At 74.7% G+C, this 17,114-nt stretch carries 19 protein-coding genes; 14 read left to right on the plus strand and 5 right to left on the minus strand.

Translation table 11 applies throughout. The annotated features are described in order from the left end of the window. The first annotated feature begins 68 nt into the window (after positions 1–68). Positions 69–899, plus strand: a complete 831-nt coding sequence (locus EYB28_RS06045; RefSeq protein WP_166845681.1) for an alpha/beta fold hydrolase — start codon at positions 69–71, stop codon at positions 897–899. A 62-nt stretch (positions 900–961) separates the two neighbouring features. On the opposite strand, the gene EYB28_RS06050 is transcribed toward EYB28_RS06045, so the two are convergent. Next, positions 962–1,762 (minus strand): ROK family protein, encoded by an 801-nt coding sequence (locus EYB28_RS06050; protein WP_370459441.1) that lies wholly within the window; start codon positions 1,760–1,762, stop codon positions 962–964. A gap of 118 nt (positions 1,763–1,880) precedes the next feature. Here EYB28_RS06050 and truA point away from each other — a divergent pair, with 118 nt between their 5' ends. Next, entirely contained in the window at positions 1,881–2,756 is an 876-nt protein-coding gene (truA, locus tag EYB28_RS06055) for a tRNA pseudouridine(38-40) synthase TruA (RefSeq protein WP_240930687.1), read from the plus strand. A 168-nt stretch (positions 2,757–2,924) separates the two neighbouring features. Here truA and EYB28_RS06060 read toward each other — a convergent pair whose 3' ends face one another. Then, on the minus strand, positions 2,925–3,338 hold the full coding sequence (locus EYB28_RS06060; RefSeq protein WP_166845687.1) for a DUF5709 domain-containing protein: 414 nt from the start codon (positions 3,336–3,338) through the stop codon (positions 2,925–2,927). Positions 3,339–3,606: 268 nt separating this feature from the next. On the opposite strand from EYB28_RS06060, the gene rplM reads away from it, so the two are divergent. The 5 genes from rplM to EYB28_RS06085 all read left to right on the plus strand — a co-directional run bounded on the left by rplM (position 3,607) and on the right by EYB28_RS06085 (position 7,617). Continuing rightward, complete coding sequence (gene rplM, locus EYB28_RS06065; RefSeq protein ID WP_166845689.1) at positions 3,607–4,056, plus strand: 50S ribosomal protein L13; 450 nt, start codon at positions 3,607–3,609, stop codon at positions 4,054–4,056. Positions 4,057–4,088: 32 nt separating this feature from the next. Beyond that, positions 4,089–4,577, plus strand: a complete 489-nt coding sequence (gene rpsI, locus EYB28_RS06070; protein ID WP_166845691.1) for a 30S ribosomal protein S9 — start codon at positions 4,089–4,091, stop codon at positions 4,575–4,577. A gap of 157 nt (positions 4,578–4,734) precedes the next feature. Beyond that, a complete protein-coding gene (gene glmM, locus EYB28_RS06075) occupies positions 4,735–6,099 on the plus strand; it encodes a phosphoglucosamine mutase (protein ID WP_166845693.1) in 1,365 nt (454 codons plus the stop codon). Next, positions 6,096–6,758, plus strand: coding sequence for a peptide deformylase (locus EYB28_RS06080; RefSeq protein ID WP_166845695.1), 663 nt, complete (start codon positions 6,096–6,098; stop codon positions 6,756–6,758). The genes glmM and EYB28_RS06080 overlap by 4 nt, the downstream gene beginning before the upstream one ends. A gap of 163 nt (positions 6,759–6,921) precedes the next feature. Further along, positions 6,922–7,617 carry a DedA family protein gene (locus EYB28_RS06085; RefSeq protein ID WP_166845697.1) on the plus strand — a complete coding sequence of 232 codons (696 nt, stop codon included), beginning with the start codon at positions 6,922–6,924 and terminating at the stop codon, positions 7,615–7,617. A gap of 3 nt (positions 7,618–7,620) precedes the next feature. On the opposite strand, the gene coaA is transcribed toward EYB28_RS06085, so the two are convergent. After that, entirely contained in the window at positions 7,621–8,649 is a 1,029-nt protein-coding gene (gene coaA, locus EYB28_RS06090) for a type I pantothenate kinase (protein WP_240930410.1), read from the minus strand. Positions 8,650–8,849: 200 nt separating this feature from the next. Between coaA and glmS the strand changes: the two genes are divergently transcribed. From glmS to EYB28_RS06105, 3 genes are all read left to right on the plus strand, one after another. Beyond that, positions 8,850–10,715 carry a glutamine--fructose-6-phosphate transaminase (isomerizing) gene (gene glmS / locus EYB28_RS06095; protein ID WP_166845701.1) on the plus strand — a complete coding sequence of 622 codons (1,866 nt, stop codon included), beginning with the start codon at positions 8,850–8,852 and terminating at the stop codon, positions 10,713–10,715. A 100-nt stretch (positions 10,716–10,815) separates the two neighbouring features. Continuing rightward, a complete protein-coding gene (locus tag EYB28_RS06100) occupies positions 10,816–11,154 on the plus strand; it encodes a MazG nucleotide pyrophosphohydrolase domain-containing protein (protein WP_166845703.1) in 339 nt (112 codons plus the stop codon). Beyond that, a complete protein-coding gene (locus EYB28_RS06105) occupies positions 11,151–11,501 on the plus strand; it encodes a holo-ACP synthase (protein ID WP_166845705.1) in 351 nt (116 codons plus the stop codon). The genes EYB28_RS06100 and EYB28_RS06105 overlap by 4 nt, the downstream gene beginning before the upstream one ends. 74 nt (positions 11,502–11,575) lie before the next feature. Here EYB28_RS06105 and EYB28_RS06110 read toward each other — a convergent pair whose 3' ends face one another. Next, positions 11,576–12,628, minus strand: a complete 1,053-nt coding sequence (locus EYB28_RS06110; RefSeq protein ID WP_166845707.1) for a TIGR03560 family F420-dependent LLM class oxidoreductase — start codon at positions 12,626–12,628, stop codon at positions 11,576–11,578. Positions 12,629–12,699: 71 nt separating this feature from the next. Between EYB28_RS06110 and EYB28_RS06115 the strand changes: the two genes are divergently transcribed. The 3 genes from EYB28_RS06115 to EYB28_RS06125 are packed head-to-tail and all read left to right on the plus strand — an operon-like array spanning position 12,700 to position 15,498. Continuing rightward, a complete protein-coding gene (locus EYB28_RS06115) occupies positions 12,700–14,241 on the plus strand; it encodes a bifunctional ADP-dependent NAD(P)H-hydrate dehydratase/NAD(P)H-hydrate epimerase (protein WP_166845709.1) in 1,542 nt (513 codons plus the stop codon). 53 nt (positions 14,242–14,294) lie between these two features. Continuing rightward, the gene (locus EYB28_RS06120) at positions 14,295–14,861 is read left to right on the plus strand and encodes a GNAT family N-acetyltransferase (RefSeq protein WP_240930411.1); all 567 of its coding nucleotides are present in this window, start codon (positions 14,295–14,297) and stop codon (positions 14,859–14,861) included. A 37-nt stretch (positions 14,862–14,898) separates the two neighbouring features. Continuing rightward, positions 14,899–15,498, plus strand: a complete 600-nt coding sequence (locus EYB28_RS06125; protein ID WP_166845712.1) for a GNAT family N-acetyltransferase — start codon at positions 14,899–14,901, stop codon at positions 15,496–15,498. A gap of 6 nt (positions 15,499–15,504) precedes the next feature. Here EYB28_RS06125 and EYB28_RS06130 read toward each other — a convergent pair whose 3' ends face one another. Beyond that, positions 15,505–15,987, minus strand: a complete 483-nt coding sequence (locus EYB28_RS06130) for a glutathione peroxidase (protein WP_166845714.1) — start codon at positions 15,985–15,987, stop codon at positions 15,505–15,507. 81 nt (positions 15,988–16,068) lie between these two features. Between EYB28_RS06130 and EYB28_RS06135 the strand changes: the two genes are divergently transcribed. Beyond that, positions 16,069–17,085 (plus strand): pseudouridine synthase, encoded by a 1,017-nt coding sequence (locus tag EYB28_RS06135; protein ID WP_166845716.1) that lies wholly within the window; start codon positions 16,069–16,071, stop codon positions 17,083–17,085. Positions 17,086–17,114 lie beyond the last annotated feature (29 nt).

Raw genomic sequence — 17,114 nt, forward strand, 5'->3', positions numbered from 1 at the left:
CGGGGCCCGTCTCGCGTCCCCGGGCGCGTGCGGGAGCCGAGGTCGTCGCCTGCTCGTAGCCTGGCCCCATGGACACCGGTCCCGCGCCCACGGAGGCCACGGCGTCCTCGCGCACGGACGCCCCGGGCCGCGCGCTCCGGCGGGCGGCACCGGTCGTGCTGCTGCACGGGTCGCGGACGTCGCGGACGATGTGGCGACGGCAGGTGGACGCCCTGCGTGCCGCCGGCGTGCCCGTGCGGGCCGTGGACCTGCCGGGCCACGGCGCGCGCCGGGACGAGCCGTTCACGCTCGACGCGGCCCTGACGACCGTGCGTGACGCGGTGCGCGATCTCGCGGACGAGGCACCGCCGGGCGACGGGCGGGCTCTCGTCGCCGGGCTGTCGCTCGGCGGGTACGTCGCCGTCGCGCACCGCGCCCGTTTCCCGGGGCAGAGCGCGGGTCTGGTCGCGGCGGGGTGCTGTACGGCGACGACGTCGCCGCTGCGGCCCGCGTGGGGGATGCTGGCACGCTGGATCCAGGGCTGGCCGGACCACGGTGCCCGGCTCAACGAGGCGGTCGTGCGCGCGCTGCTCACGCCGCCCGGCGCCCGCGACCTCGCCGCGGGCGGCTACGCGCTCACCGCCATGGCGGACGTCCTCGCCGAGCTGGCGGCGGTGGACGCGCCTCGCGACCTCGCGGCCGCGGACAGCCCCGTCTGGCTCGTGAACGGCCGCTACGACCACTTCCGCACGGGGGAGCGGGCGTTCGCCGCCGCGGCACGCGCCGGCGGGGCGCCGACCCACGTGGTCACCGTGCCCCGGGCGCGGCACCTCGTCAGCCTCGACGCGCCGGTCACGTTCAGCCGGGTGCTCCTCGAGGCCGCGTCCGACCCCGCCGTGCTGTGCCGAACATGTGGTTGATCCGGGATTCGGCCGCCGAATCCCGGATCAACCACATGCTCGGCACAGAAGAGGTCCTTGGCTCACTCGAGGGGCAGGTCCCAGGCGCGGGCGCCACCGACGAGGGCCGCGGAGTTCGGCACCACGACGACGTCGTCACCCAGCCGGGACAGTGCCGACGCCGTGATCCGCCGCGAGTTGCCGCCCCCGAGATACAGGCGGTCCCACCAGAACACCGGGCGCAGCCCGTCGACCATCGCCACGACGCGCCGCGACCACAGCCCGTCGCCCAGCCGCCGCCGCTCCGGCTCCCCGACGTACTGGTCGTAGGTGGTGCCGCGACGCACCGGCGCCCGCGACCACTCCAGGTGCGGGGCCAGGCGCCCTCCGTCGAACAGCGCCGAGCCGAGGCCGGTGCCCAGCGTGAGCACCAGCTCGACGCCCGACCCCGCGACCACCCCCGCGCCGTGCACCTCCGCGTCGTTGAGCACCAGGGCGGGCACGCCCAGCCGCTCTGCGAGCGCGCCGCGCACGTCGAAGCTCGCCCACGCCTCGACCAGCTCCGGCAGCACGCGCGAGCGCGGTCCGTCGCGGGTCACGTAGTGCGGGGTGTGCACCACGACGCCGTGCCGCAGCATCCCCGGCATCCCGAGCGTCACCCGGTCGGCGGCGGGCAGCGACGCGGCGATGTCCGCGACCGTGCCCACCAGCAGGGACGGGGGCAGCGGGTACGGTGTCGGCACGCGCACCGGCGCCGCGTGCGCGGTGCCGGCCACGTCCAGCACGGCCGCCTTGATGCCGCCACCCCCGCAGTCGACGGCGAGCGTCAGGGTGCCGGGCACGGCGGCGGTCGGCGAGGTCGGCGAGGAGTCGGAGTCGGGCACCCGCCCATCATCCGGCCACAATGGGGCCGTGAGCACCTCGACGCGCCCGCCGGACGCCGCCCCGCCGCCCCCGGAACCGGAACCCGTGGGACCGCCGGGGCAGGACCGGCCGAGCGACGTGGTCCGTGTCCGGCTGGACCTGGCCTACGACGGCACGCACTTCGCCGGGTGGGCCACCCAGCCGCGCCTGCGCACCGTCCAAGGCGTGCTGGAGGACGCGCTCGCCACGGTCGTGCGCACCGGCCCGCTCGGGCTGCCGCGCCCCCGGCTGACGGTCGCCGGGCGCACCGACGCGGGCGTGCACGCCCGGGGCCAGGTGGCGCACGTCGACGTCCCGCGCGAACGCTGGGCGGCGATGCCCGGCCGCTCGGACCGGGAGCCCGGCGTTGCGCTCGCCGACCGGCTCGCCGGGGTGCTGCCGCCCGACGTCGTCGTGCACCGCGCCGACGAGGCGCCGGACGGCTTCGACGCCCGGTTCTCCGCCCTCGGCCGGCGCTACGCCTACCGGGTCTCGGACTCGCCCGCCCTGCGCGACCCCCTGCGGCGCGACTGGGTGCTCTGGCACCGCCGCCCGCTCGACGTGGCCGCCATGCACCGAGCGATGCAGCCGCTCGTCGGCCTGCACGACTTCGCCGCCTTCTGCAAGCCCCGGGAGGGCGCCACCACGATCCGCGAGCTCACCCGGCTGTCCTGGGACCGGCCGGAGACCGGCCCCGACGCGGGGCTCGCCGTCGCCACCGTCGAGGCCGACGCGTTCTGCCACTCGATGGTCCGCGCCCTGGTCGGGATGTCCCTGGCCGTGGGGGAGGGGCGTCGGTCCGAAGACGCCCCGGCCGAGGTGCTCGCGGGCCGGTCCCGCGGCGCGGCCGCGAGCGTCGTCGCCTCCCGCGGGCTCGTCCTCGAGCGCGTGGACTACCCGGCCGACGACGAGCTCGCCGCCCGAGCCGAGCGCGTCCGGGCGAAGCGTGACCCCGCCGAGACGGAACGTGGCTGACCTCGGTCGTCTCGGCGGTCGGTTGTGGCCGGTCGTGGTCGGGGTGTCCTTGTCGCGAGGCGCACCATCCGCCTCGCTCGTTCCTCGCTCGGCTCCCGCCAGGCCCGTCCAGCCTCGCGACAAGGACACCCCGAACCCACCCTCACGCGCCGACGTCGCGGGCAGGCTTCAGGGCTCCTCGACCCAGTGGACGGCGGCCTCCTCGGCGCTCGCGCCGGCGCCGTCGACGCCGGCGTCCTCGCTGTAGAGGTCGTTCTCGCGGCCGCCGTCGTCGCCGGGGTCGGCGTCGTCGTCCTCGACCAGCCGGCCAGCGCGGGTGGTGTCGGGGCGGGTCAGCGGGTCGGTCTCCCAGACGTCGGGCTGCTCGGCGCCGAGCCGGCGGTCGAGGGGCTCGCCGGTGGACTCCTCCCAGGCGGTCTCGCCCCAGTGGTTCGACCGCTCGCGCTCCAGCGGCGAGTAGCCCTCGTCGAGGACGTCGTCGAGCTCCGGGTCGAGGAGGGTGTCCTCCTTGGGCAGCTGGTTCTCGTCGCCCTCGACACCTGTCAGGGGGTCCGGTCGGGTGCCCGGTGTCTCGTCCGTCATGGGTCCACCGTGCACCGGCCGGGGCGCACCTGCACCCGGGGGGCGGAGGGAGCGGTGGGGTGACGGACACCGCTTTGCCCCCGGCGGATGCGGTCGCTAGACTGTTGTGCCGTTGTGCTATGCCTCCGGCGTCCGCGTCGTCAGCGTTCCCACCGCCTCGACGACGCCCTGGCCAGGACGTCATCCATGGAGCACCCGCGCACAACACCTGACTCATCGGGCGCCGCTTCTCGCCCGACGACACCGAACACGAAAAGGTGACGCAACAGTGCGTACGTACACCCCCAAGCCCGGCGACGTCCAGCGCGACTGGTACGTCGTCGACGCGACCGACGTCGTCCTGGGCCGCCTGGCGAGCCAGGTCGCCACGCTCCTGCGCGGGAAGCACAAGCCGACCTTCGCCCCGCACGTCGACGGTGGTGACTTCGTCATCGTGATCAACGCGGACAAGGTCGCCCTGAGCGGCAACAAGCGGGAGACCAAGCTGGCCTACCGCCACTCCGGCTACCCGGGCGGTCTGCGCTCCGTGGCCTATGGCGAGCTCCTCGAGAAGAACCCCGAGCGCGCCGTGGAGAAGGCCGTGCGCGGCATGCTCCCCAAGAACAAGCTCGCGGCCGAGATGCTGAAGAAGCTGAAGGTGTACCGCGGCGCGGAGCACCCGCACGCGGCGCAGCAGCCCCAGCCGTACGAGCTCACCCAGGTTTCGCAGCAGGCCTGAGCCGCTGCCGGATGCAAAGCGAAGGATTCACAGTGGCCGAGACCACCGCAGACACCACGCTGGACGAGAACACGCCCAGCTCCTACACCTCCGAGAGCGCCGCCCCCGTCGCGAACGGCGGCCAGTCCATCACCGCCCCGGGCCACGCCGTCGGCCGCCGCAAGGAGGCCGTGGCGCGCGTGCGCCTCGTCCCCGGCACCGGCACGTGGAAGATCAACGGCCGCACCCTCGAGGACTACTTCCCGAACAAGGTGCACCAGCAGCTGGTCAACGACCCGCTGAAGCTGGTCGAGGTCGAGGGCCGCTTCGACGTCATCGTCCGCATCACCGGCGGCGGCCCCTCGGGCCAGGCCGGCGCGGTGCGCCTGGGCATCGCCCGCGCGCTCAACGCGATCGACGCCGAGGCGAACCGCCCCGCCCTGAAGAAGGCCGGCTTCCTCACGCGTGACCCGCGTGCGGTCGAGTCGAAGAAGGCCGGTCTCAAGAAGGCCCGCAAGGCGCCGCAGTACTCGAAGCGCTGATCGGACGACCTGGGCGGCACGCGTGCCGCCCAGGTCCGCGCAGCGTGGGACGGCCCCGTCGGAGCACTCCGGCGGGGCCGTCGCCGTCGGTGGATACGATCGACCCCGCGACGTCGGCAGGCATCCAGTAGGCGCGGAGAAGAGGGACAGAAGACACATGGTGCGAATGTTCGGCACGGACGGGGTCCGCGGCCTGGCCAACCGGGACGTGACCGCGGACCTCGCCCTCGGCCTGGGCAGCGCGGCGGCCCGCGTGCTCGGCAGCCAGGGAGCGTTCGTCGGGCACCGCCCGCGGGCGGTCGTGGGCCGTGACCCGCGGGCCTCCGGCGAGTTCCTGTCCGCGGCGGTCGGCGCGGGCCTCGCCAGCTCCGGCGTCGACGTCGTCAACCTCGGGGTGCTCCCCACCCCCGCGCTCGCGCACCTCGTCGGGGCGATGGACATGGACCTCGGGGTAATGGTCTCCGCGTCGCACAACCCGATGCCGGACAACGGGATCAAGTTCTTCGCGCGCGGCGGCTACAAGCTGCCCGACGGCCTCGAGGACGAGATCGAGGGGCAGCTCGGGCAGGACTGGGAGCGGCCCGTCGGCGCCGACGTCGGCCGGATGCGCTCCGACACCGGGGTCGCCGCGCAGCAGTACGTCGAGCACCTGGTGGCGAGCGTCGGCGGCACGGTGGACACCCGCCCGCTCGAGGGCCTGCGGATCGCGGTCGACGCGGCCAACGGTGCCGCCAGCCAGGTGGGCCCGGACGCGCTGCGCGAGGCCGGCGCGGACGTCGTCGTGATCAACGCCAGCCCGGACGGCCGCAACATCAACGAGAAGGCGGGCTCCACCCACCCGGAGCAGCTGCAGGCGGTCGTCGTGGCGGCGGAGGCCGACTTCGGCGTCGCGTTCGACGGCGACGCCGACCGCTGCCTGGCCGTCGACCACGGTGGCGTCCTCGTGGACGGCGACCAGATCCTCGGGATCCTGGCCCGCGGGCTCAAGGACGAGGGGCGCTTGCCGGCGGACACCCTCGTCGTCACCGTGATGAGCAACCTCGGCCTGCTGCTCGCGATGCGCGAGGCCGGCATCGCCACCGTCCAGACGGCGGTGGGGGACCGGTACGTGCTGGAGGCGATGCGGGCCCACGGGTACGGTCTCGGCGGCGAGCAGTCCGGGCACATCATCCTGGCCGACCATGCCACCACCGGCGACGGCGTCCTCACGGCGCTCCACCTGGCGGCGCGGGTCAAGGCGACGGGGCGGCGGCTCGCCGACCTCGCCGGGGACGTCCCGCGGCTGCCGCAGACGCTCCTCAACGTCAAGGGCGTCGACAAGGCGCGCGCGGGTACCGACGACGGGGTCCTGGCGGCGGTCGCCGCCGCCGAGGGCCGGCTGGGCGACACCGGGCGGGTGCTCCTGCGCCCGTCGGGCACCGAGCCGGTCGTGCGGGTCATGGTGGAGGCACCGACCCAGACCCAGGCGGACGGTGTCGCGGACCAGCTCGCCGCCGTCGTCCGCGACCGCCTGGCCCTGTGACCGGCCGTCCCACGGACGACGTCCTCCGGGCGGCCGTCGCGGACCAGCTCGACCGGGCGGACGCGGAGACCGACGGCGTGCTGCCGATCGTCCAGGCGGGCGCGCCCGTGCTGCGCACCCCCGCCGCCCGCTACGAGGGTCAGCTCGGCGACCTGCTGCCCCGGTTTCTCGCCGCGATGCGGCGCACCATGCACGCCGCGCCCGGCGTGGGACTCGCGGCGCCGCAGGTGGGCGTGCCGCTGGCGGTGGCCGTCGTGGAGGACGCCGGTGGCGACGACGGCGACCCCCGCGAGCGCACCACGCTGCCGTTCCGCGTGCTCGTCAACCCCCGGTACGAGCCCCTGCCGGCGGACGACGGTCCCGGGACCGTCGCCTTCTTCGAGGGCTGCCTGTCCGTGGCGGGATGGTCGGCGGTGGTGGCCCGGCACCGCAGGATCCGGCTGACGGGCACCGACGAGTCCGGTGCGCCGCTCGACGAGGAGCTCACCGGGTGGCCCGCGCGGATCGTGCAGCACGAGACCGACCACCTCGCGGGCGAGCTCTACCTCGACCACGCCCCGACCCGCTCGCTCACCTCGAACGAGAACCTCGTGCGGTACTGGGCCGCGAGCCCCGACCCGGCCCCCGCCGCCGCGGCCCTCGGGTTCCCGCTCACCTGAACGCCGGTCGTGAACCTCGGGTGAAACTTCCGGGATCAGGGTGAGATCGGGGGAGAACCCCATGCTTTCGGGCCGGTGACTCCGCCTAGGCTGGCCGTGTGGCACCGTCCGGTGCCACAGGACTGCCGGACGGACACTCACCGGCCGACGGAACTGGGGAACCGTGCTCGAGACGCTGTCGACGATGCTGGGCCAGCTGGAGGGCTGGATCCTCGACCTGGGCGGGTCCGCGCTGATCTACCCCGCGATGTACCTGTTCGCCACCATCGACGGCTTCTTCCCGCCGATCCCGAGCGAGTCCGTCGTCATCACGCTCACGGTGCTCGCGCACTCGGGGGGCGGGCCGTGGCTTCCTGGGATCCTCGCCCTCGCGGTCGCCGGGGCCTGGACCGGCGACCAGATCGCCTACCAGATCGGCCGGACCATCGGGACGGAGCGGGTGCGGATCCTGCGCTCCCCGCGCGGTCGCAAGGCGGTCGCCTCGGCGCGGCAGGCGCTCGACCACCGGGGTGCGTCGTTCATCCTCGCCGCGCGGTACGTGCCCATCGGGCGGGTCGCGGTCAACATGACGGCCGGCGCCGTCCGCTACCCGCGTCGCCGTTTCATGGTCTACTCCGGGATCGCGGCCGTGACGTGGGGGATCTACTCGATGCTCATCGGCCTGGCCGCCGCCTCGTGGCTCGGGCACAACACCCTGTTGGCGATGGGCGTGGGCGTCGTCGCCGGGGTGCTGCTCGGTGTCGTCGTGGACCAGGTCGTGCAGCGGATCGCGGGGCCGCCCAAGATCGCTCCCGGCGAGGAACCTCCCGTCCAGGAGCCGTACGACGGCGACGCCGAGGCGCAGCGCCGCGCGGCCTGAGGGTCAGAGCTTGCGCAGCCGGACGCGCTGGACCGAGTGGTCCGCGCCCTTGGTGAGCACCAGCGTGGCGCGGCCCCGGGTCGGCAGCACGTTCTGCTCGAGGTTCGGACCGTTGATCGACTCCCAGATCGACAGCGCCTTGGCGCTCGCCTCGGCGTCCGACAGGTCGGCGTAGCGCCGGAAGTGCGACTCGGGGCGGCTGAACGCGGTGCGGCGCAGCTGCAGGAACCGGTCGACGTACCACTGGCGGATGTTGCGGGTGCGGGCGTCGACGTAGATGGAGAAGTCGAAGAAGTCGCTCACGGCGACGGCGCCCTCGTCGACGGCGGACGGCCGGGCGGGCTGCAGCACGTTGAGGCCCTCGACGATGAGCACGTCGGGCTTGCGCACCACGACCTCCTGGCCGGGCACGATGTCGTAGGTCACGTGCGAGTACACGGGCGCGCGCACCTCGGCCTGGCCGGCCTTCACGCGGGACAGGAACCGGATGAGGGCGCGCCGGTCGTACGACTCCGGGAATCCCTTGCGGTCCATGATCCCGCGGCGCTGCAGCTCGGCGTTGGGGTGCAGGAACCCGTCGGTGGTGACGAGCTCGACGTGCGGGGTGTCGGGCCAGCGCGCCAGCATCTCGCGCAGGACGCGCGCGGTCGTGGACTTGCCGACGGCGACCGACCCGGCGACGCCGATGACGTAGGGGGTCCGTGGCGGGTCCTCGTGCAGGAACGTCGACGTCGCGCGGTGCAGGCCGGAGGTCGCCGACACGTACAGGTTGAGCAGCCGGGACAGCGGCCGGTAGACCGCGTCGACCTCTGCCAGGTCGATGGGGTCGCCCAGGCCGCGCAGCCGCTCGACGTCCGCGTCGGTGAGCGGCAGCGGCGTCGACTCGGACAGCCGGCTCCACGCCGCCCGGTCGAGGTCGACGTAGGGGGACGCGGGCGCCAGGCGCGTCAGGTGGTCGCCGAGCGGCTGCGGGAGCGGGTGCGCGGCGGTCGTGCGCGGGCCGGACGCCGGGTCGGTGTGCTGGGATACCACCCGCCCGATTCTGCCCGATGACGTGGGCGGCGCCGCGCACCTCCCGGGCGGCGTCAGGCATCGAATCCGCATCGAATGCGCATCGATACGGCATCGGCGTGGCGCCGGAGGCGCACCGCGAGAACTGCAGGAGAGGTAGCAAAATACCGCGGGATCATGCCGATCCGGCGGCTCGCCCGGCCCGGTTAGACTCGCTCACCATGTGTGGAATCGTGGGATACGCGGGGCCCTCGGAGGCCTCGGGCAGGCCGCTCGACGTCGCGCTCGACGGGCTCCGGCGGCTCGAGTACCGCGGCTACGACTCGGCGGGCGTCGCGCTCGTCACGCCCGGGCAGGGCGGCGTCGCCTCGGCGAAGAAGTCGGGCAAGCTGGCCAACCTCGTCGAGGAGATCGCCGCCCACCCGCTGCCGGACGCCACCGCCTCGATCGGCCACACCCGCTGGGCCACCCACGGCGGACCGAGCGACGCCAACGCCCACCCGCACCTGGCGGACGACGGGCGGCTCGCCGTCATCCACAACGGCATCGTCGAGAACTTCGCCACGCTGCGCGCGGAGCTCGCCGCCGACGGCGCCACGTTCCTCTCGGAGACGGACACCGAGGTCACCGCGCAGCTGCTGGCCCGCGAGTACCGGGCCGCGGGCGACCTCACCGCCGCGATGGCGGCCACCGCCCGCCGGCTCACCGGCACGTTCACCCTGCTGGCCGTGCACGCCGACGCCCCGGGCACCGTCGTCGGCGCCCGGCACGACTCCCCGCTCGTGGTCGGGATCGGCGAGGGAGAGAACTTCCTCGGCTCCGACGTCGCCGCGTTCGTGGCGCACACGTCCGAGGCGCTCGAGCTGGCTCAGGACCAGGTCGTGACCATCACCGCGACGTCGGTGGACGTCACGGACTTCGACGGGACCCCCGCGGAGGGCAAGCGGTTCACCGTCACCTGGGACGCCGCAGCCGCCGAGAAGGGCGGCTTCGGCTCCTTCATGGACAAGGAGATCCACGACCAGCCGCAGGCGGTCGCGGACACCCTGCTCGGGCGCTCGGACGCCCAGGGCCGCCTGGTCCTCGACGAGGTGCGCATCGAGGAGTCGGTGCTGCGCGCCGTCGACAAGATCATCGTCGTCGCGTGCGGCACCGCCGCGTACGCCGGGCACGTGGCCAAGTACGCGATCGAGCACTGGTGCCGCGTCCCGGTGGAGGTGGAGCTCGCGCACGAGTTCCGCTACCGGGACCCGATCGTGGACGAGCGCACCCTCGTCGTCGCGATCTCGCAGTCCGGCGAGACCATGGACACGCTGATGGCCGTGCGGCACGCGCGCGAGCAGGGTGCCAAGGTGCTCTCGATCGTCAACACGCACGGGTCGTCGATCCCGCGCGAGTCCGACGCCGTGCTCTACACGCACGCCGGCCCGGAGATCGCCGTCGCCTCCACCAAGGCGTTCCTGTCGCAGATCACCGCCGCCTACCTGCTGGGTCTCTACCTGGCGCAGCTGCGCGGCAACAAGTTCCCCGACGAGGTCGGGGTCCTGCTCGACGAGCTGCGGGACATGCCCCGCAAGGTGCGTACCGTCATCGAGCGGGGCGAGTACGTGCGCGCCACCGCCCGCTCGATGGCCGAGTCGGACAAGGTCCTCTTCCTGGGCCGGCACGTCGGCTACCCGGTGGCGATGGAGGGTGCGCTCAAGCTCAAGGAGCTCGCGTACATCCACGCCGAGGGCTTCGCCGCCGGGGAGCTCAAGCACGGGCCGATCGCTCTCATCGACTCCGGCCAGCCGGTGTTCGTCGTGGTGCCGTCACCGCACGGCCGCGACCAGCTGCACTCCAAGGTCGTGTCCAACATCCAGGAGATCCGCGCCCGCGGGGCCCGCACCCTCGTCATCGCGGAGGACGGCGACGACGAGGTCCGCGCGTACGCCGACGAGATCTTCTGGGTGCCGCGGGCCCCGTCGCTCATGCAGCCGCTGCTCGCCGTCGTCCCGTTGCAGATCTTCGCGATGGCGCTCGCGGGCGCCAAGGGCCTCGACGTCGACCAACCGCGCAACCTCGCGAAGTCCGTCACCGTCGAGTGACACCGCCCTCGCTGCCGAACATGTGGTTGCTCAGGTATTCCGCGGCCGAATCCGGGAGCAACCACATGTTCGGCGGCGGGCAACGGCGTAGGTTGCGGACATGGAACTGAGGGACCTGGCCGACGAGGTCGAGATCATCTCGCGCGTGTACGAGCGGCGGTTCGGCGTCGAGCGCACCGACGACTGGCTCGTGCTCAAGCTGCACGAGGAGGTCGGCGAGCTGACCCAGGCGTACCTCGCCGCGTCCGGCCGCTCGCGCGAGCGGCCCGCGGCGACGGACGAGCAGCAGGCGTTCCGCGCCGAGCTGGCGGACGTGCTGGCCCAGCTCCTGCTCGTGGCGCGACGCTTCGACGTCGACCTGGAGGCCGAGGTGGAGCGCAAGTGGTTCCGGTTCCGGCACCTGGTGGAGCCGCAGGACACCGAGGGGGTGCGCGCGTGATCGTCGGTGTCGGGATCGACGTGGTCGACGTCGACCGGTTCATGGCGACGCTCGAGCGCACGCCCCGGCTGCGCGAGAAGCTGTTCACGCCGGCGGAGCGCGACCTTCCGGCGTCGTCCCTCGCGGCACGGTTCGCCGCGAAGGAGGCGATCGCCAAGGCGCTCGGCGCGCCCGGGAACCTGCACTGGCACGACGCGACCGTGCACCGTACCGTCGGCGGGCCGCCGAAGGTCGAGCTGCGGGGCACGGTGCAGGCCCGGGCCGAGGAGCTCGGCGTCAGAGCCTGGCACCTGTCCATCTCGCACGACGCCGGCATCTCCTCCGCGATGGTGGTCGCGGAGGGCTGAGCCGGCCTGCGGCGGACGGTGTGGAGCCGAGGCTGAGCAGGTGCCCCCGACCGCGACCTCCCCTCGGCGGGGTGCTACTGGAGCGCGGGAATGACCCGCCGCTGGAACAGCTCGATCTGGTCGCGGTCACCCACGGCGTTCGGGAAGTACGTGATCGCGTACGTCATGCCGCGACCCCGCAGGTCCTGCAGGGTCTCGACGACCTGCTCGGGAGTCCCGACGAGCGGGCCGCCGCGCCAGTTCGCGATCTCCCGCTCCGCGGGCTCACCGGGGGCGTATCGGCGGAAGTGCGACTCGATCCACGCCAGCCGGTCGTCGATCTCGGCCTGGTTCTCGCCGATGACGACGTTGTAGTTCGCCGAGCGGGTGATCTCGCCGAAGTCGCGGCCGACGTCGCGGCAGTGCTGCTCGAGGATCCGCGACTTGTGGTCGAACGTCTCGGCGTCGCCGGCGATGTTCGCGTACTGGGCGTGCTGCGCGACGATCCGCAGTGTCTTCTTCTCGCCGCCGCCCGCGATCCACAGCGGGATGCTCGGCGCCGTCGCGCCGCCGTCGCCCACCGGCAGCTGCTGCAGCGGCTGCGGGTAGCACAGCGCGCCGTCGACCTGGTAGCGCTTGCCCTCGAAGGTGCCCGACGAGCCGGTGCGCCACATGTTCGCCATGATCTGCACGCCCTCGTCGAGCGCGCGCAGCCGTTCGCCCGCCGTCGGGAACCCGTAGCCGTAGGCGCGCCACTCGTGCTCGTACCAGCCCGCGCCGATGCCCATCTCGAGGCGGCCGCCCGAGATCGCGTCCACGGTGGAGGCGACCTTCGCCAGGTAGGTGGGCTCGCGGTACGCCATGCACGTGCACATCTGGCCGAGGCGCACGCGCTGGGACGCGGCCGCGAACGCCGCCATCAGCGTCCACGCCTCGTGCGTCGCCTCCGTGCTCGGCACGGGAACGGTGTGGAAGTGGTCGTACACCCAGACGCTCTCCCACGCGAACGCGCCGCCGGGCACGGGTTCGCCTGCCGCGGCGTTGTCGGCGTAGTGCAGCAGGGACAGCATCGTCTCCCAGTGCTGCTCCGGTGGGACGTCGGTGAGCGAGTGGCGCCAGCCCTGCGGGATGAAGAGTCCGAATCGCATGAGGTGACCCTATTCCTCCCGGTCCGCCCGCGCCCCTGCGACGCGCGCCCCGGCGCGGCATCATGCGTCCCATGATCTCCGCCTGGACCGCCGCCGACGTCCGTGCCGCCGAGGAGCCGCTGCTGGCGGAGGGCGTGCCGCTCATGGAGCGCGCGTCGTTCGCGCTCGCGACCCGGGTGCTCGCCGACGTGCGGGCCCGGCGGGGGCGCGTCCGCGGTGCCCGGGTGGCGCTGCTCGTCGGCTCCGGCAACAACGGCGGCGACGCCCTGCACGCGGGGGCGGTGCTCGCCCGTCGCGGCGTGGCGGTCACGGCGGTGCTGGTCTCGGAGCGCGCGCACCCGGGGGGCCTGGCCGCGCTGCGCCGGGCCGGGGCCCGCGCCGTCGAGCTGTTCGCCGCGCCGGAGCGCCTGCACGCGGTGGTCGCCGACGCCGCCGGGGCCGACGTCGTCCTCGACGGTCTGGTGGGCATCGGCGCCCGCGGGCCGTTGCGCGGGCTGGCCGCCGAGGTGGTCGCGGCCCTCGGCCGGGCCGCCGCCGGGGGCGGGCGGCCGTGGGTCGTGGCCGTCGACGTGCCGTCGGGGATCGGCGTCGACGACGGCGCGGTGCCCGGGCCGGTGCTGCCGGTCGGTCGGACCGTGACGTTCGGGGCGGCCAAGCCCGGGTTGCTGCTGCCGCCGGCGGCCCACCTGGCCGGCGAGGTCGACGTCGTCCCCATCGGTCTCGCGCTGGGCGCGCCCCCCGCCGTGCGCCGCCTCGCGCCCGACGACGTCGCCCGCTCGTGGCCCGTGCCCGGCCCTGCCGACCACAAGTACACCCGTGGCGTCGTGGGGGTGGTGGCGGGGACCGCCACGTACCCGGGCGCGGCCGTGCTCACGGCGTCGGGCGCTGTCCGGGCCGGCGCCGGGATGGTGCGCTACCGGGGGTCGACGCCGGTCGGGCAGGCCGTGGTGGCGGCGCGGCCGGAGGTCGTGACCGCGCCGGGACGCGTGCAGTCGTGGGTGGTGGGCCCGGGGGTCCCGGGGGACCAGGGGGCGGACGACGACGGGCAGCACGAGCGGGGCCGCGCCGGGCTCGCCGCCGCCGCGGGACGGCTCGCGGGGCTCTCCGGCGGCCCCGTGCCCGCCGTCGTCGACGCGGGCGGCCTGCCGTTGCTGGAGGAGACCAGCCCGCCGTGGTTCGTGCTCACCCCGCACGCGGGGGAGCTCACCGGGCTGCTGCGCGCACGGGGCGAGGACGTGCGGCGCGAGGACGTCGAGTCGGCGCCGCTGCGCTGGGCCCGTCGCGCCCACGAGCTCACCGGCGCGACGGTGCTGCTCAAGGGCGGCGTCACGGTGGTCGCCGGCCCGGGCGTCGCGTACGCGCAGGCGGACGCGCCGGGCTGGCTCGCCACGGCGGGCGCGGGCGACGTCCTGGCGGGCGTGCTCGGGGCGATGCTCGCCGCCCGCTCGGCGGAGATCGTGCGGCGGCCCGAGGTCGCCGTCGAGGTCGCCGCCGCGGCGGCGCTCGTGCACGGCCGGGCCGCGCACCGGGCCGACCCCGGCGGCCCGGTGGCGGCGCTGGACGTGGCCGAGGCCCTTCCCGGGACCGTCGCCGAGCTCCTGCGACCGGCCTGAACTCGCCGTAGGAGATGCTTGCTCCCGGCGTCACCGGGGCGAAGAATGCGCGCGTGTTCGCCGAGTATCAGCCCCACCGACCGACGCCGGCAGCTCCGGTCGAGGTCGAGGTCCGCGAGGCGCGGGCGAGTGACCTCGCGGCGATCGAGCGGGTGGAGGACGCCGCCGACCGGGCCGCGTGCCCGGACGGCGTGCGGACCGCGATCGCCGACCCGCGGCGGCTCGTGGTCGTCGCCGAGGTGGCGGGCACCGTCGTCGGCTGGGCGAAGACCCACCACTTCGACCTGCCCGACGGCGAGGCGCCGGCCGGGCACTACCTCGCCGGGGTCACCGTGGACCCGCGCGCCCGGCGCCGTGGCGTCGGCCACGCCCTCACCGGGGCGCGCATCGGCTGGGTCGCCGGGCGGGCGGCCCGCGTCCACTACCTCGTCAATGCCCGGAACACCGTCTCGCTCGCGCTGCACGAGCGCTGGGGGTTCCGTGAGATCGCCCGCGGCCCGACGTTCCACCAGGTCCCGTTCGTCGGCGGCCTCGGCCTGGTGCTCGCCGCCGACCTCGCCCAGCGTGCGGATCGACGCGGCAGCTCCGGATCAGGTCGGCAGTCCGAGCTGCCGTCCTGATCCGGAACTGCCGCACCGACCGCCGTAGGGTGCCGGCGTGACGACTTCTCGCGCCGTGCCGCGTGTCCTGCGCTCCGACGATCCCGAGGCCGCCCACCTGCTCGAGGCGGGGGCGACGCTCGTGTCCGAGTCGTGGGGCGCCCGGCTCACGGTCGACAAAGACGTGCTTGCGCGGTGCCGGGCCGCGGTCGGCGCCGCCACCGCGGCGGGCTGGTCGGTCGGTCCGGTCGGCTCGGACGGCGCGACCGACGTCGTCGACCTCGACCTCTCCGCGGCCGCCGACTACCCGCGCACGGCCGCGACGGCCCACGACCCGCCGGAGCCCGGTGCCCTCGCCGCCGCGCTGGCGGGCGGGACCCGCTGGGCGTTCGGCGCGTGGGCGGCGGGTCGCCTGGACGCCGTCACGGTGCTCACGGACGCGGGCGACCGGGTCGAGACGGACTTCACTGTGACCCGCGCGTCGGCTCGGCGCCGGGGCCTGGCGACCGCCGTCAAGGGCGCGGCGGTGCTGTCGCTCGCGGCGGACGGGCACGCCCGGTTCGGCACCGGCGGGGCGGCCGTGAACGCGGGCTCGCGCCGCGCGAACGAGGCCCTCGGCTACGTCGTCGTCGAGCGCTGGCTGCACCTGGTGCCGTGACCGCCCTCAGCGGGGCAGGTGGCCCTCGATGACCGACACGATCGCGTCGTCGTCCGGCACCGTCTGCGGGGAGAAGCGGCGCACCTCGCCGCCCGGCAGCACGAGGAACTTCTCGAAGTTCCACCGGACCCGCCCGTCGTGCCCGCCCGCGTCGGGCGTCTTCTTCAGCTCGGTGAACAGCGGGTGCGCGTGCCGGCCGTTCACCTTGACCTTCGACAGCACCGGGAACGTGACCCCGTACGTCGTCGAGCAGAACTCGGCGACCTTCTCGTCCGACGAGAGCTCCTGGAAGAACTGGTTGCTGGGGAACCCCAGCACCGTGAAGCCGCGGTCCGCGTACTTCCTCTGCAGCAGCTCCAGCGTCTCGTACTGCGGCGTCAGCCCGCAGCGGGAGGCGACGTTGACCACGAGCACCACCTCGTCACGGTGCGGGGCGAGGGTGGTCGTCGTGCCGTCCATGCGGTCGAAGCCGATGTCGTAGAGGCTCATGCCCCCATCATGCCGTCCGCGTCGACCCGTGCCGACCTGCGGCGGCACCTGCCCGCGCCCGGGGCCCGTGCACAATGAGGTGTGCCCCGCCCGCCCTCGTCCCCGCGCCCGCGGACGACCGGCCCCCGGCCGCACCGGCCGCCGCTGCCGGTGCGCGACGGCCTCAACCCCACCCGCCTGGTCCTGCCGCACGACGCGGCCAGCGTGGCGGCGTACCCCACCGCGGTCGCGTACCTCCTCGCCCGCTTCCCCGACGACGCGGCCCGGCTGCGCGCCAAGCTCGCCGCGGGGGAGGTCGTCACCGGCGACGGCACCGTCGTCGACGACCGCACCCCGTACGCCCCGCGCGGGTTCCTCTACCTGTACCGCGACCCGCCCGCCGACGAGCCGGAGGTCCCCGCGCTCGCCGAGCTGGAGGTGCTGCACCGCGACGACGACCTGCTCGTGGTCGACAAGCCGCACCACGTCGCGACGACGCCGCGCGGCCGGTGGGTGACCCGCACCGTCCTGGTGCACCTGCGCGCCACCCTCGACCTGCCCGACCTCGTGCCCGCGCACCGGCTGGACCGCGCCACGGCGGGCGTGCTCGTGCTCACCGTCCGCCCCGCGGCGCGCGGGCCCTACCAGCGGGCGTTCCAGGAACGGCGCGTCCGCAAGGTGTACGAGGCCGTGGCACCGCTGCCCACGCCCGGCACGGCCCTGGACGTGGCGGGGACGACGACGGTGCGCTCGCGCATCGTCAAGCACCGCGGCGTGGTGCGGGCCGTCGAGGAGGCGGGGGAGCCGAACGCCGAGTCGTGCGTCACCCTGGTCGCCCGCGACGACGATCGCGGCCTCGGCCTGTACCGGCTGGAGCCGCGCACCGGCAAGACGCACCAGCTGCGCCTGCACCTCGCGTCCCTGGGCGTGCCGATCCTGCACGACCCGTTCTGGCCGGTGCTGCGCGCCGACGCGCCCGACGACCCCGACCGCCCGCTGCAGCTCTTGGCCCGCTCCGTCGAGCTGGCCGACCCCGTCACCGGCGAGCCCCGCCGTTTCGTCTCCCGACGGAGCCTGGCCGCGTGGCCGGAGCAGCCGGGAACGTTCCGGCCGCGATGACCCGGGCCCCCGCCGCCGTGGTGAGAGAA

Source organism: Isoptericola sp. BMS4, assembly GCF_011634835.1.
In the GTDB taxonomy this organism is placed as follows: domain Bacteria; phylum Actinomycetota; class Actinomycetes; order Actinomycetales; family Cellulomonadaceae; genus Isoptericola.

Excerpts from the sequence above, each read along its gene's own strand:
- EYB28_RS06045 (WP_166845681.1), top strand. The coding sequence starts at position 69 with ATGGACACCGGTCCCGCGCCCACGGAGGCCACGGCGTCCTCGCGCACG.
- EYB28_RS06060 (WP_166845687.1), bottom strand. The coding sequence starts at position 3,338 with ATGACGGACGAGACACCGGGCACCCGACCGGACCCCCTGACAGGTGTC.
- glmM (WP_166845693.1), top strand. The coding sequence starts at position 4,735 with ATGGTGCGAATGTTCGGCACGGACGGGGTCCGCGGCCTGGCCAACCGG.
- glmS (WP_166845701.1), top strand. The coding sequence starts at position 8,850 with ATGTGTGGAATCGTGGGATACGCGGGGCCCTCGGAGGCCTCGGGCAGG.
- EYB28_RS06100 (WP_166845703.1), top strand. The coding sequence starts at position 10,816 with ATGGAACTGAGGGACCTGGCCGACGAGGTCGAGATCATCTCGCGCGTG.
- EYB28_RS06110 (WP_166845707.1), bottom strand. The coding sequence starts at position 12,628 with ATGCGATTCGGACTCTTCATCCCGCAGGGCTGGCGCCACTCGCTCACC.
- EYB28_RS06115 (WP_166845709.1), top strand. The coding sequence starts at position 12,700 with ATGATCTCCGCCTGGACCGCCGCCGACGTCCGTGCCGCCGAGGAGCCG.
- EYB28_RS06130 (WP_166845714.1), bottom strand. The coding sequence starts at position 15,987 with ATGAGCCTCTACGACATCGGCTTCGACCGCATGGACGGCACGACGACC.